We start from the raw sequence: 13899 nt of genomic DNA on the forward strand, positions 1-13899 counted from the left end.
TGAACCCCGCTAAGGGGTCCTTTCACCACGCCCGCCCGGTGAGGTGGTGAAAGGACCCCTAAGCCTTCCGGCGCCCTATCAGGTGCGGCTTGGCCTCTATCCCGTCCAGGCCGTGCCATGCCAGGTTCACCAGGTGCGCGGCCACCTCGGCCTTCTTCGGCCTGCGCACGTCCAGCCACCACTGGCCGGTCAGGGCGACCATGCCGACCAGGGCCTGGGCGTACAGCGGGGCCAGCTTGGGGTCGAAGCCGCGGCTCTTGAACTCGCGGCCCAGGATGTCCTCCACCTGCGTGGCGATGTCCGAGATCAGCGAGGCGAAGGAGCCCGTCGACTGGGGGATGGGGGAGTCACGGACCAGGATGCGGAAACCGTCCGTGTACTCCTCGATGTAGTCCAGCAGGGCGAACGCCGCCTGCTCGCAGAGTTCGCGGGGGTGACCGGCCGTGAGCGAGCTGGTCACCATGTCCAGCAGGCGCCGCATCTCACGGTCCACCACGACCGCGTACAGCCCCTCCTTGCCGCCGAAGTGCTCGTACACCACCGGCTTGGAGACCCCGGCCTTCGCCGCGATCTCCTCCACCGACGTGCCCTCGAAGCCCTTCGCCGCGAAGAGCGTGCGACCGATCTCCAGCAGCTGCTGACGGCGCTCGGCACCGGTCATCCGGGTGCGACGCGCTCGCCGCGGCTTGTCATTGCTGGGGGTGCTGCTCGAGTCGGTCGCCACAGCGACCATCATGCCGCCTCGACGGGCTCCTTCCCCTGCCGGGAGCCGCCTTCCCCGCTGTTACGGCGCGAATCGATACGCGAGCGTGACGGCCAGCGCACGTCGTACGCCCAGCCCGCCATCTCGAACCAGCGGATCAGCCGGGCGGACGAATCCAGCTGGCCGCGCATCACCCCGTGCCGCGCCGAGGTCGGGTCGGCGTGGTGCAGGTTGTGCCAGGACTCACCGCAGGACAGGATCGCCAGCCACCACACGTTGCCCGAGCGGTCCCGCGACTTGAAGGGGCGCTTGCCCACCGCGTGGCAGATCGAGTTGATCGACCAGGTCACGTGGTGCAGCAGGGCCACCCGGACGAGCGAACCCCAGAAGAACGCGGTGAACGCGCCCCACCAGGACATCGTGACCAGACCGCCGATCAGCGGCGGGAGCCCCAGCGACACCACCGTCCACAGGACGAACTGGCGCGAGATGGTGCGGAGCGTCTTGTCCTTGATCAGGTCCGGGGCGTACTTCTCCTGCGACGTCTGCTCCTCATCGAACATCCATCCGATGTGCGCCCACCACAGGCCCTTCATCAGGGCCGGCAGAGTCTCGCCGAACCGCCACGGCGAGTGCGGATCGCCCTCCGCGTCGGAGAACTTGTGGTGCTTGCGGTGATCGGCCACCCAGCGCACCAGAGGCCCCTCGACCGCCATGGACCCCGCGACCGCCAGCGCGATCTTCAGCGGCCGCTTGGCCTTGAAGGAACCGTGGGTGAAGTGACGGTGAAAGCCGATCGTGATGCCGTGGCACCCCAGGTAGTAGAAGAAGACCAGCAGACCGAGGTCCAGCCAGCTCACCCCCCAGCCCCACGCCAGCGGCACCGCCGCCAGCAGCGCGAGGAACGGGACGGTGATGAAGAGGAGGAGGGCGATCTGCTCGATGGACCGCTTCTTCTCGCCGCCCAGCGTGGCGGTAGCGGCGTCGGTGGCCTGACCGGGCGCCTCGGGGGCGTCCTCGATCACGTCGGAACTACTGGTCATACGCGTCCCCTGGGGGGTATGTGGACGGAGAAGGAGTGGCCGGGGCACGTGAACCGCGACGTGCTTCCTACGGTTCCGTAACCTACGGCATCGTAAGTATGGCAGCGCGTCGCCCGGCGGCAAGAGCCCAAGAGCCTGCGCGTCCCGGCCGACACCTATCCTGGAGTCGGTCGGACAGCGCGGTCCGCTCTGATTTCTTCCCGGATGTCCGGACCGTACGCGGCGCGCCGCCGCGCGAGACGCCGTCCGGGTTCCCCTCCCAGACGAGCTTCAACACTGCAAGGAGCCGCACCTGTGAGCAGTGCCGACGACCAGACCACGACGACGAGCAGTGAGCTGCGAGCCGACATCCGCCGGCTGGGCGACCTCCTCGGCGAGACCCTCGTCCGCCAAGAGGGCCCTGAGCTCCTGGAACTCGTCGAGAAGGTCCGCCGCCTCACCCGTGAGGACGGCGAGGCCGCCGCCGAGCTGCTGCGCGGCACCGAACTCGACACCGCGGCCAAGCTGGTCCGCGCCTTCTCCACCTACTTCCACCTGGCCAACGTCACCGAGCAGGTCCACCGCGGCCGCGAGCTGCGCGCCCGCCGCGCCGCCGAGGGCGGACTCCTCGCCCGAACGGCCGACCGGCTCAAGGACGCCGACCCCGAGCACCTGCGCGAGACGGTCCGCAACCTCAACGTCCGCCCCGTCTTCACGGCCCACCCCACCGAGGCCGCACGCCGCTCGGTCCTGAACAAGCTCCGGCGCATCGCCGCGCTCCTGGAGACCCCGGTCATCGAATCCGACCGGCGCCGCCTGGACACCCGTCTGGCCGAGAACATCGACCTCGTCTGGCAGACCGACGAACTGCGCGTCGTCCGCCCCGAGCCCGCCGACGAGGCCCGCAACGCCATCTACTACCTCGACGAGCTCCACGCGAACGCCGTGGGCGACGTCCTGGAAGACCTCACCGCCGAGCTGGAGCGGGCCGGGGTCAAGCTCCCCGACGAAACCCGCCCCCTCTCCTTCGGCACCTGGATCGGCGGCGACCGCGACGGCAACCCCAACGTCACCCCCCAGGTGACCTGGGACGTCCTCATCCTCCAGCACGAACACGGCATCAACGACGCCCTGGAGACGATCGACGAACTCCGCGGCTTCCTGTCCAACTCCATCCGCTACGCCGGCGCCACCGAGGAACTCCTGACCTCCCTCCAGGCCGACCTGGAGAACCTCCCCGAGATCAGCCCCCGCTACAAGCGCCTCAACGCCGAAGAGCCCTACCGGCTCAAGGCCACCTGCATCCGGCAGAAGCTGGAGAACACCAAGAAGCGCCTCGCCGAGGGCACCGCCCACGTGCCGGGCCGCGACTACCTCGGCACCGGCCAGCTCCTCGCCGACCTGCGGATCATCCAGGACTCCCTGCGCGAGCACCGCGGCAGCCTCTTCGCCGACGGACGCCTCGCCCGCACCATCCGCACCCTGGCCGCCTTCGGCCTCCAGCTCGCCACCATGGACGTCCGCGAACACGCCGACGCCCACCACCACGCCCTCGGCCAGCTCTTCGACCGGCTCGGTGAGGAGTCCTGGCGGTACGCGGACATGCCCCGCGACTACCGCGGCAAGCTCCTCGCCAAGGAACTGCGCTCCCGCCGCCCCCTCGCCCCCACCCCGGCACCCGTGGACGCGCCCGGCGAGAAGACCCTCGGCGTCTTCCAGACCGTCAAGCGGGCCCTGGAGGTCTTCGGGCCCGAGGTCATCGAGTCGTACATCATCTCCATGTGCCAGGGCGCCGACGACGTCTTCGCCGCCGCCGTCCTCGCCCGCGAGGCCGGCCTCATCGACCTGCACGCCGGCTGGGCCAAGATCGGCATCGTGCCGCTGCTGGAGACGACGGACGAGCTCAAGGCCGCCGACACCATCCTCGAAGACATGCTCTCCGACCCGTCCTACCGGCGCCTGGTCGCGCTGCGCGGGGACGTCCAGGAGGTCATGCTCGGCTACTCCGACTCCTCCAAGTTCGGCGGCATCACCACCAGCCAGTGGGAGATCCACCGCGCCCAGCGCCGCCTGCGCGACGTCGCCCACCGCTACGGCGTCCGCCTGCGCCTCTTCCACGGCCGCGGCGGCACCGTCGGCCGCGGCGGCGGCCCCACCCACGACGCCATCCTCGCCCAGCCCTGGGGCACCCTCGAAGGCGAGATCAAGGTCACCGAACAGGGCGAGGTCATCTCCGACAAGTACCTCATCCCGTCCCTGGCCCGGGAGAACCTCGAACTCACCGTCGCCGCCACCCTCCAGGCCTCCGCCCTGCACACCGCACCCCGCCAGTCCGACGAGGCCCTCGCCCGCTGGGACGCTGCCATGGACGTCGTCTCCGACGCCGCCCACGCCGCCTACCGCCGCCTCGTCGAGGACCCCGACCTGCCGACGTACTTCCTCGCGTCGACGCCGGTGGACCAGCTCGCCGACCTGCACCTGGGCTCCCGGCCCTCCCGCCGCCCCGGCTCCGGCGTCTCGCTCGACGGACTGCGCGCCATCCCCTGGGTGTTCGGCTGGACCCAGTCCCGCCAGATCGTCCCCGGCTGGTTCGGCGTCGGCTCCGGCCTCAAGGCCCTGCGCGAAGCCGGCCTCGACACCGTCCTCGACGAGATGCACCAGCAGTGGCACTTCTTCCGCAACTTCATCTCCAACGTCGAGATGACCCTCGCCAAGACCGACCTGCGGATCGCCCAGCACTACGTCGACACCCTCGTCCCCGACGAGCTCAAGCACGTCTTCGACACCATCAAGGCCGAGCACGAACTGACCGTGCGTGAAGTGCTGCGCGTGACCGGCGAACAGGAACTCCTCGACGCCGCGCCCGTCCTGAAGCAGACCTTCGCCATCCGCGACGCCTACCTCGACCCCATCTCCTACCTCCAGGTCGCCCTGCTCAAGCGGCAGCGCGACGCCGCCGGCGCCGCCGAACAGCCCGACCCGCTGCTCGCCCGCGCCCTGCTCCTCACCGTCAACGGCGTGGCAGCCGGCCTGCGCAACACCGGCTGAACCACCCCCGACACCACCGTGCCCCCGAGCCCGTACGGACTCGGGGGCACGGCGCGTTCCACATCAGCCGCGGCCGAGCCTCCGGCGCCGCAGCACCAGGAACCCGCCGCCCGCCACCAGCGCCGCCGCCACACCGGACAGCAGACCCACCGGGGCCCCGTTGCCCGTCTCGGCCAGGTCACCGTCGGCACCGCCCTGCGGGGACGGCGACGAGGACGCCGGCACACCTCCGCCGGCCGACGAGCTCGGGGACGCCGACGCACCCGGCTCACCCGACGGCGCCTCGGACACCCCCGGCGAAGGCGACACGGACGCCGAACCGGACGGCGTCGCCCCACCGGGCTCCTCCTCGTCCTCGCACTCCGACCAGAACACCTTGTGCTTGGCGGAGCCCTTCTCGCCCTCGAAGTTCCAGAACAGCTTGTAGTGCCCGTCGGGCAGCGACAGATCCTCGCTACGGCCGTGACCCTGGGCATCCAGCGTCAGCGCACCGGACTCCACCGTCTCCCCCTTGTTCGCACTCGGAGGGATCGCGTCGATGCGCCAGTCCACCTCCTGACCGCCGTCGAAACCGAAGGCATCCAGGTAGAAGGCGCACACATGCGGCTCGTTACGGCGCAGCTCCTCGCCCGTCGAGGCGTCATGAATCTTCACCGTGCCGTTGTCACCACCAGGAGTGGCGTGGGCGGCCGGAGCAAGCAGCAGGACCGCGGAAGCAGCGGCGCACACAGCGCCGAAACGCGAGAAGGTTCGCATGGGGAGGTAGTCCATCTTCGAGAAGTGACCGGGAAGATGTGGAGGGGGCGGCTCAGCTTCCAGCCTCGCCCGGCAGCACGTCAATCACGAACACACAACGCTCGCCCCTCCACAGAAGGAAAGAACGCCCCAACCCCTCAGACGGTCACGAACGCGGCCGTCAGCAACGCCACCCCCGACAACGCCATCACCCACGCCACCCGCGTCCGCAGCAGACCACCCGCCACCACGACCGACGCCAGCAACAGCGCACCACCCAGCGGAATCCACGCGTACAGCACCCCCGCCGGGCCCGAACGCACCGCATCATCACTCCCGGGCTTCACGACCACCGTGTAGGTCCGGCCCCTCTCCACCGCGACCGACTTCTCCAGCACCACCCGCGCCCGGGGCTGCCACCCCTCCGACGACGGCGTGAACCGGCCCCAGCACGTCTGTGGCCCGCACCGCGCCACATCGACCGTGCCCCGCTCCCGGCCCTTCGTCAGCATCACGTGCTGCGCCGTACCCCACGACGCCCACACACCCGCGATCAGGATCAGTACCGCGACCGCACCCATCGCCGCGAACCGCCCGAACCGCAGCACGGCGGCCGAGGCCTGACGGGAGGAGGTGGCAGTGGCAGGCATGGCCGGGATCATTGGCCATGCCTGAACGGCCCGTCAACCTCGGTGGGTGACAAGTCAGGAGTTGTACGTGCTTTGCGCCCGCTCCAGCCCCTCGATCACCAAAGCCTCCACCGCGTCCGCCGCCCGGTCCACGAAGTAGCCCAGCTCCTTGCGCTCCGCCGACGAGAAATCCTTCAGCACGAAATCCGCCACCGGCATCCGCCCCGGCGGCCGCCCGATCCCGAACCGCACCCGGTGATACTCCGCACCGAACGCCTTCGTCATCGACTTCAGACCGTTGTGCCCGTTGTCCCCGCCACCCAGCTTCAGCCGCAACATCCCGTAGTCGATGTCCAACTCGTCATGCACCGCCACCACATGACCCACCGGCACCTTGTAGAAATCCCGCAGCGCGTTCACCGGCCCGCCCGACAGATTCATGTACGACATCGGCTTCGCCAGCACCACCCGCCGGTTCAACGGCCCCGGCGGCCCGATCCGGCCCTCCACGACCTGCGCCTGCGCACGCCCGGCCCGCTTGAACCTCCCCCCGACCCGGTCCGCCAGCAGATCGGCCACCATGAAACCCACGTTGTGCCGGTTCCCCGCGTACTCCGGCCCCGGATTGCCCAGCCCCACGATCAGCCAGGGAGCGGCCGCATCGGTCGTCACGTCCATGTCTCCTTCATACGCGTCGGCCGCCGCCCCGCACGGGAGCAGCGGCCGACGAAACGACGACGAAGAGGATCAGGCCTCAGCGGCCTCTTCACCCGCGGCCTCTTCACCCTCCGGGGCCTCCTCGGCCTGCGCGGCCAGGACCTGAAGGACGACGGTGTCCTCCTCGACGGCCAGCGTCGTGCCCTTCGGCAGCGGAATGTCCTTGGCGAGGATGGAGTCACCGGCCGTCAGACCCTCGACGGAGACGGTCACGGACTCCGGGATGTGCGTGGCCTCGGCCACGACCGGAAGCGCGTTCAGCACGTGCTCCAGCAGGTTGCCGCCCGGGGCCAGCTCACCCTCGGTGTGGACGTAGATGTCGACGTTGACCTGCTCGCCACGCTTCACCAGCTGCAGGTCGACGTGCTCCAGGAAGCCCTTCAGCGGGTCACGCTGCACGGACTTCGGAATCGCCAGCTCGTTCGTCTTGCCGTCGATGTCCAGCGCGATCAGCACGTTCGGCGTACGCAGCGCCATCAGCAGGTCGTGACCCGGCAGGGTCAGGTGCACCGGGTCCGAACCGTGCCCGTACAGGACACCCGGAACCTTGTCTTCACGACGGATACGGCGCGCGGCACCCTTGCCGAACTCGGTGCGCGTCGCGGCGGAGATCTTCACCTCGGACATAGTCACTCCTCGAAATCAGAACGGACGTGGTCACCCGGCCACGAACGGCCTGCTACGAAGAGCGCGTCGATAACGGACAACCGCGTCCCGAAACGGGAACGGCCTCCCTCGCCGAGCAACTTCAGCAGTCTACTCGGCAAGGGAGGCCGCACCCAAAACGATCTACACAAGCACGACCAAGGGCTCTTACTGGTCGTCGAACAGGCTCGTCACCGAGCCGTCCTCGAACACCTCACGCACCGCATTCGCGATCGTCGGCGCGATCGACAGCACCGAGATCTTGTCCAGGTCCGCGCTCAGCTCACCCGGCGTCGGCAGCGTGTTCGTGAACACGAACTCACTCACCCGCGAGTTCTTCAGGCGGTCGCTCGCAGGGCCCGACAGCACACCGTGCGTCGCCGTCACGATCACATCCTCCGCACCGTGCGCGAACAGCGCGTCCGCCGCGGCACAGATCGTCCCACCGGTGTCGATCATGTCGTCCACCAGGACACACACGCGACCCTTCACCTCACCCACGACCTCGTGGACGGTGACCTGGTTCGCGACGTCCTTGTCACGCCGCTTGTGCACGATCGCCAGCGGCGCACCCAGCCGGTCGCACCAGCGGTCCGCGACCCGCACCCGGCCCGCGTCCGGCGACACGACCGTCAGCTTCTGCCGGTCCACCTTCCGGCCCACGTAGTCCGCCAGCAGCGGCAGCGCGAACAGATGGTCCACCGGACCGTCGAAGAAGCCCTGGATCTGGTCCGTGTGCAGATCCACGGTCAGGATCCGGTCCGCACCCGCGGTCTTCATCATGTCCGCGATCAGACGCGCCGAAATCGGTTCACGTCCACGGTGCTTCTTGTCCTGCCGCGCGTAACCGTAGAAGGGCACGATGACCGTGATGGAGCGAGCCGACGCACGCTTCAGCGCGTCGATCATGATCAACTGCTCCATGATCCATTTGTTGATCGGAGCGGTGTGGCTCTGGATCAGGAAACAGTCGGCACCACGAGCCGACTCCTGATACCGCACATAGATCTCACCGTTCGCGAAGTCGAAGGCCTTCGTCGGGACAACCCCGACACCCAGCTGTTGGGCGACCTCCTCCGCAAGCTCGGGGTGGGCGCGGCCGGAGAAGAACATCAACTTCTTCTCGCCGGTCGTCTTGATCCCGGTCACAGCACTGTCTCCTCAGAGGTTTCGCAGCTGGGTGTCGAGAGACCTCGCAGCCGGCTTGCCGGAGGCCGTCTCAGCTGGTGGGGGTGCGGGTGTGCACTTATCACCGTACGCCGTGTTTGAGGCATCGGTTTCCGGTCAGCCCTCGCCGGCCGACTCCCGGGAAGCCGCCTCCGCCGCCTTCGCAGCGGCGCTCCCCGGACGCTTCCGAGCCACCCAACCCTCGATATTCCGCTGCTGACCACGGGCCACAGCCAGCGAACCGGGCGGCACATCCTTCGTGATCACAGACCCGGCAGCGGTGTACGCACCGTCCCCCACCGTGACAGGCGCCACAAACATGTTGTCCGAGCCCGTCCGGCAGTGCGAACCGATGGTCGTGTGGTGCTTCTCCTGGCCGTCGTAGTTCACGAACACGCTCGCGGCACCGATGTTGGTCTGCTCCCCGATGGTCGCGTCACCCACGTAGGAGAGGTGCGGCACCTTCGTGCCGTCCCCGATCGACGCGTTCTTCGTCTCGACGTACGTCCCGATCTTGCCCTTCGCGCCGAGCCGCGTCCCCGGACGCAGATACGCGAACGGACCCACGGTCGCCTCCGGGCCGACCTCGGCACCCGAGGCCACGGTGTTGTCGACCCGCGCACCGGCACCCACGCGGGTGTCGGTCAGCCGGGAGTTGGGCCCGACCTCGGCGCCCTCGGCCAAGTGCGTCGAGCCGTGCAGCTGCGTGCCCGGGTGGACGACGGCGTCCTGCTCGAAGGTGACCGTCACGTCGATCCAGGTGGTCGCCGGGTCGACGACGGTCACACCGGCGAGCATGGCCTCGGTCAACAGCCGGTCGTTCAGAATCCGGCGGGCCTCGGACAACTGCACACGGTTGTTGATCCCGGCGATCTCACGGTGGTCGCCGGCCACCGACGCCCCGACCCGGTGCCCGGCCTCACGCAGGATCCCGAGCACATCGGTCAGGTACTCCTCGCCCTGACTGTTGTCCGTCCGCACCTTCTTCAGCGCGTCGGCGAGCAGCTGCCCGTCGAACGCGAACACACCCGAGTTGATCTCACGGATCGACCGCTGGGCCTCGCTGGCGTCCTTGTGCTCCACGATCGCCGTCACGGCACCCGAGGCGTCGTCCCGCACGATCCGGCCGTAGCCGGTCGCGTCCGGCACCTCGGCGGTCAGCACGGTGACCGCGTTGCCGTCGGCGGAGTGCGTGGCGGCGAGGGCCCGCAGGGTGGCGCCGGTCAGCAGGGGCGTATCGCCGCACACGACCACGACGGTCCCGTCGACGGACCCGCCGAGCTCCTCGAGACCCATCCGCACGGCGTGCCCGGTGCCGTTCTGCTCCGCCTGTACGGCGGTGCGGACGTCGGGGGCGATGTCGCCGAGGTGGGCGGTGACCTTCTCACGGGCGTGGCCGACCACGACGACCAGGTGCTGTGGCTGCAGCTCACCTGCGGCGGCGAGCACATGGCCCACGAGGCTGCGGCCGCAGAGCTCGTGCAGGACCTTGGGTGTGGCCGACTTCATACGGGTGCCCTCACCCGCTGCGAGAACGACGACGGCTGCCGGGCGGTTGGCGCTCACGGGATGCCCTTCGGCTGTGGATGGGGTGGGGTGACATCCGCAGGATACCGGGGGGTTTGTGGGGGGTATGGGTGCGGGCCCTGACGTGACTGTCAGGGCCCGCATCTACCGGGGCTCCCGGGGGAGGACTCGAACCCCCATAAGTGACACCAAAAGACACCGTCTTGCCCTTAGACGACCCGGGATCGCCCTTATGTCCGGTTCGAATGATCGCCCGGAAGGACAGCTCCTACTATGCCGTACCACCAGCCCTCGATGCGACGGTACAACTCGGCTCCCTGGGAAACGCGGATCACGAGACAGCCTCTATAGTCCTCGCCCACGTTCTTGCGAACGGTCTTCGGGTTGTGCTTCTTGATCGTCGTCTTCTGGAAGGTGGAGACTTCGACGCCCACTGCGGTGGCCCAGAAGCGCTCGGCGCCCTCGATGTCTGCCGTCGCGTGGATCATGACGCGGTACCGCAGGCGGTCACGCTCGACGCCCAGCAAGTTCAGCCAGGCGAGGTAGAGCCGGATCACTCCGGGGTCGCTGTTGACGAAGAGGACGTTCTCTCGTCGGGCGTAGGGCTTGTCCTTCGCACCCTCGGCCCAATAGAGGGCCACGCCGGCCATGAACAGGTCGCGCGCTGACAGCTCGCCGATCTCCTGCGCCGCAGTCATCTTGGTCCGTTGCCGCTCCTCGTCCCGAACGGCCAGTTCGTGCTCCCAGCGCTTCTGTGCTGCCAGCTTCGCTTGTTCCGCGGGATCGCGACGCTCCGGCTTCGGTAGATCCCGCACCCAAAGCGACACCGAGCTCCTCGAACACCCCAGCTCGACCTCGATCTGGTCGTACGTCCAGCCCTGGAGCCGGAGCTCCCTCGCCCTCTCCCGGAGGTCGTCCTTCGCTCGGGGGCGTTTCGTCCAGGCCGGGGGCGGTTCGCCCTTGACCAGCTGGTTGAGGATGTCGTTGTTGTAGATCTTCAGTTCGTCGCGGATCTGGCGGAGGCTGAGGCCCTGACGGCGGAGTGACACCGCCCTCTCCCGCAGCCCCTCGAAGTCGGCGTACTTGCCCCGTGCATGTGTCATACGCATACCGTCCGGGCGGAATGATCGCTTCCGGGGTCGAACGGTGTGCGATTCAGCAGTTCGAGGGATATCGGGTGGTATCGCAGCCGAACGGTCACGGAGTGTGGTGCGGGCCAGTCCCGGAAACTCACCGGAAAGCGGGCGGGGGGCGCCTTTAGGCTGGAGGCATGACCGCGACGGGGGAAGACCATGTGACGGCCCGGGGAGGGCCGTGGTGGTGGGCCAGGCAGCGCAGTGCCGTGTTCGATGTGAGTCTGGCCGTGGTGTCCGCGCTGGAGTGCGCGCTGGAGGGGGTGCCGTTCGCCAGGGACGCCGGGATCCCGGTGCCGGCGGGGGTCGTGTTCGGGTTGCTGGCCGGTTCCGTGCTGCTGGTGCGGCGGCGGTGGCCGATCGCCGTCGTGCTGGTCTCGATCGCCATCACGCCGGCCGAGATGGGCTTCCTGATGGGCGTCGTCGGCCTGTACACGCTGGCCGCGGCCGAGCTGCCCCGGCGGATCATCGCCTCGCTGGCGGGGATGTCGCTGGTGGGGATGCTGATCGTGACGTTCGTGAAGACGCGGCAGGACATGTCGCGGGGGGACCTCGACATAGGGGACTGGTTCGTGCCCTTCGCGGCGATCACGATGTCGCTGGGCTTTACGGCGCCTCCGGTGCTGCTCGGTCTGTACGTGGGGGCGCGGCGCCGGCTGATGGAGAGCCTGCGGGAGCGGGCGGACAGTCTGGAGCGGGAGCTTCAGTTGCTCGCGGAGCGGGCGGAGGAGCGGGCCGAGTGGGCCCGGAACGAGGAGCGGACGCGGATCGCGCGGGAGATGCACGATGTCGTCGCGCACCGGGTGAGTCTGATGGTGGTGCATGCCGCGGCGCTTCAGGCGGTGGCCCGGAAGGATCCGGAGAAGGCCGTCCGCAATGCCGCGCTGGTGGGGGACATGGGGCGGCAGGCGCTGACGGAGCTGCGGGAGATGCTCGGGGTGCTGCGCAGCGGTGGGGACGGGCGGCGTGAGCGGGCGGCGTCGGTGCCGTTGGCGGCGGTGGGGGTGGCCGCGGCCGCTGCTGCGGCGGCTTCGCGGGCGGCCGATGACGAGGGGCCGAGTCTGGCGGAGATCGAGGAGTTGGTGGGGCAGTCGGCTGCCGCGGGGATGGTGGTGGCGCTGTCGGTGGAGGGGGATGTCCGGTCGTATGCGCCTCAGGTGGAGCAGACGGCGTATCGGGTGGTGCAGGAGGCGTTGACGAACGTCCACAAGCACGCGGCCGGGGCGAAGACGTATGTGCGGTTGGCGCATCGGGTGTCGGAGATCGCGATGCAGGTGGAGAACGAGCCGCCTGAGGAGGCGGCGTCGTCGGCGCGGTTGCCGTCCGGGGGGAACGGGCTGGTGGGGATGAAGGAGCGGGTTTCGGCGCTGGGTGGGGTGTTCGTGTCGGGGCCGACGGATGCGGGGGGTTTTCGGGTGTCGGCGGTGATTCCGGCGTCGTAGCCCGCTCGGGGTGCCGTGGTCAGCCTGTGGTGAGGCGTAGGGGTTCGGTGCCGGCGATGAGGGTGGCGAGGGCCTGGTCGATGTCGGGGCCGAGGTACCAGTCGCCGGTGTGGTCGAGGGTGTAGACGCGGCCGTGGGTGTCGATGGCGAGGAGGGCCTGGCTGTCGGTTTCGGCGCCTAGGGGGCAGACGTCGGTGCCGAGGGCGCGGCCGAGGTCGCCGAGGGTGCGGGCCATGTGGAGGCCGTGCAGCGGGTCGAGGTGGAGGGTGGCGGGGGCGACCTGGCGGCCGGGGCCGGTGGGGGTGATGTGGAGTCCGCCGAATTCGGCCCAGGCCTCGACGGCGGCGGGGAAGACGGTGTGGCGGTGGCCCGCGGGGGAGGCGTGGTCGCGCAGGGCGTCGGCCCAGATCTCGGCTTGTTTGATGTCCCAGCGTCCGGGTTGCCAGCCGGCGGCGCGCAGGGCGGCGTCGACGGGTACGGCGAAGCGGGTGGTGGAGGTGCGGTCGGTGTGCATCTGCCCTTCGTCTCGTCGAGGTCATGGGGTGGCGTGAGGGGCGCGCCGGGGTGCCTGGCGCCGGGGCGGTGGGGGGAGGGGGCGTCAGCCGTTCTGGGACGCCGGGTCGACTATCCGGACGCCGAAGTGGGCGCTGAGCGCGGTGCAGGCGCGGCAGGGGGTGGCGAAGCTGCCGTGGAGGGGGTCGCCGTCCTCGCGGATGCGCCGGGCGGTGAGTTTGGCCTGCTTGAGGGCTTTGCGCGCTTCGCCGTTGGTCATGGGTTTGCGTGCGGCGCGTTTGCTGCGGGCGGTGTCGGCGGCGGCGAGGTGGCGGGAGATGAGGATGGTTTCGGCGCAGCGTCCGGTGAAGCGGTCGCGCTGGGCGCTGGTGAGGGTGTCCAGGAAGTCCTGGACGAGGGGGTGCAGGGCGGGGGGTGTGTCGCCGCGGGCGGCGGTGCCGGTGAGGGTGGCGCCGCGGACGGAGAGGGCGGCGGCGACGGTGGGGAGGATGCCGTCGCGGCGGTGCCGGAGGACGGGGGCGTGGGCCGCTTCGGTGGCGCTCCAGCCGATGCGGGGGTCGCCGTTTCGTGGGTCGGCGGACCTGCCGGTGTGTGGTCCCGTCTGCGTCGCGTTCATGA

At 69.5% G+C, this 13899-nt stretch carries 13 protein-coding genes and 1 tRNA gene; 2 read left to right on the forward strand and 12 right to left on the reverse strand.

The window, feature by feature from the left end:
• Nucleotides 1-58: 58 nt before the first annotated feature.
• On the reverse strand, nucleotides 59-736 hold the full coding sequence (locus AB0G20_RS18950; protein ID WP_053675827.1) for a TetR/AcrR family transcriptional regulator: 678 nt from the start codon (nucleotides 734-736) through the stop codon (nucleotides 59-61).
• Nucleotides 733-1746, reverse strand: coding sequence for a fatty acid desaturase (locus AB0G20_RS18955; protein ID WP_361303473.1), 1014 nt, complete (start codon nucleotides 1744-1746; stop codon nucleotides 733-735). Before AB0G20_RS18955 ends, AB0G20_RS18950 begins: the two co-directional genes overlap by 4 nt.
• Nucleotides 1747-2040: 294 nt before the next feature.
• On the opposite strand from AB0G20_RS18955, the gene ppc reads away from it, so the two are divergent.
• Nucleotides 2041-4773 (forward strand): phosphoenolpyruvate carboxylase, encoded by a 2733-nt coding sequence (gene ppc / locus AB0G20_RS18960; protein WP_361303476.1) that lies wholly within the window; start codon nucleotides 2041-2043, stop codon nucleotides 4771-4773.
• A 63-nt stretch (nucleotides 4774-4836) separates the two neighbouring features.
• Here the strand turns inward: ppc and AB0G20_RS18965 are convergent, their stop codons facing one another.
• The 8 genes from AB0G20_RS18965 to AB0G20_RS19000 all read right to left on the reverse strand — a co-directional run bounded on the left by AB0G20_RS18965 (nucleotide 4837) and on the right by AB0G20_RS19000 (nucleotide 11296).
• Nucleotides 4837-5529 (reverse strand): LPXTG cell wall anchor domain-containing protein, encoded by a 693-nt coding sequence (locus AB0G20_RS18965; protein WP_361303479.1) that lies wholly within the window; start codon nucleotides 5527-5529, stop codon nucleotides 4837-4839.
• 137 nt (nucleotides 5530-5666) lie between these two features.
• Complete coding sequence (locus tag AB0G20_RS18970) at nucleotides 5667-6170, reverse strand: hypothetical protein (RefSeq protein ID WP_361303482.1); 504 nt, start codon at nucleotides 6168-6170, stop codon at nucleotides 5667-5669.
• 42 nt (nucleotides 6171-6212) lie between these two features.
• Complete coding sequence (gene pth, locus AB0G20_RS18975) at nucleotides 6213-6815, reverse strand: aminoacyl-tRNA hydrolase (protein ID WP_361303485.1); 603 nt, start codon at nucleotides 6813-6815, stop codon at nucleotides 6213-6215.
• 69 nt (nucleotides 6816-6884) lie between these two features.
• A complete protein-coding gene (locus tag AB0G20_RS18980; RefSeq protein WP_361303488.1) occupies nucleotides 6885-7481 on the reverse strand; it encodes a 50S ribosomal protein L25/general stress protein Ctc in 597 nt (198 codons plus the stop codon).
• A 186-nt stretch (nucleotides 7482-7667) separates the two neighbouring features.
• Nucleotides 7668-8648 (reverse strand): ribose-phosphate diphosphokinase, encoded by a 981-nt coding sequence (locus AB0G20_RS18985; protein WP_361303491.1) that lies wholly within the window; start codon nucleotides 8646-8648, stop codon nucleotides 7668-7670.
• Nucleotides 8649-8783: 135 nt separating this feature from the next.
• Complete coding sequence (gene glmU / locus AB0G20_RS18990) at nucleotides 8784-10232, reverse strand: bifunctional UDP-N-acetylglucosamine diphosphorylase/glucosamine-1-phosphate N-acetyltransferase GlmU (RefSeq protein ID WP_361303494.1); 1449 nt, start codon at nucleotides 10230-10232, stop codon at nucleotides 8784-8786.
• A gap of 114 nt (nucleotides 10233-10346) precedes the next feature.
• A tRNA-Gln gene (locus AB0G20_RS18995) sits at nucleotides 10347-10417 on the reverse strand.
• A gap of 6 nt (nucleotides 10418-10423) precedes the next feature.
• Nucleotides 10424-11296, reverse strand: coding sequence for a hypothetical protein (locus AB0G20_RS19000; protein WP_361303497.1), 873 nt, complete (start codon nucleotides 11294-11296; stop codon nucleotides 10424-10426).
• A gap of 167 nt (nucleotides 11297-11463) precedes the next feature.
• On the opposite strand from AB0G20_RS19000, the gene AB0G20_RS19005 reads away from it, so the two are divergent.
• A complete protein-coding gene (locus AB0G20_RS19005; protein ID WP_361303500.1) occupies nucleotides 11464-12768 on the forward strand; it encodes a histidine kinase in 1305 nt (434 codons plus the stop codon).
• 19 nt (nucleotides 12769-12787) lie between these two features.
• Here the strand turns inward: AB0G20_RS19005 and AB0G20_RS19010 are convergent, their stop codons facing one another.
• Both AB0G20_RS19010 and AB0G20_RS19015 read right to left on the reverse strand, forming a co-directional pair.
• Nucleotides 12788-13282 carry an SUKH-3 domain-containing protein gene (locus AB0G20_RS19010; RefSeq protein ID WP_361303503.1) on the reverse strand — a complete coding sequence of 165 codons (495 nt, stop codon included), beginning with the start codon at nucleotides 13280-13282 and terminating at the stop codon, nucleotides 12788-12790.
• An 84-nt stretch (nucleotides 13283-13366) separates the two neighbouring features.
• Complete coding sequence (locus tag AB0G20_RS19015; RefSeq protein ID WP_361303506.1) at nucleotides 13367-13897, reverse strand: YwqJ-related putative deaminase; 531 nt, start codon at nucleotides 13895-13897, stop codon at nucleotides 13367-13369.
• Nucleotides 13898-13899 lie beyond the last annotated feature (2 nt).

Source organism: Streptomyces sp. NPDC024017, assembly GCF_040638895.1.
Lineage (GTDB): Bacteria > Actinomycetota > Actinomycetes > Streptomycetales > Streptomycetaceae > Streptomyces.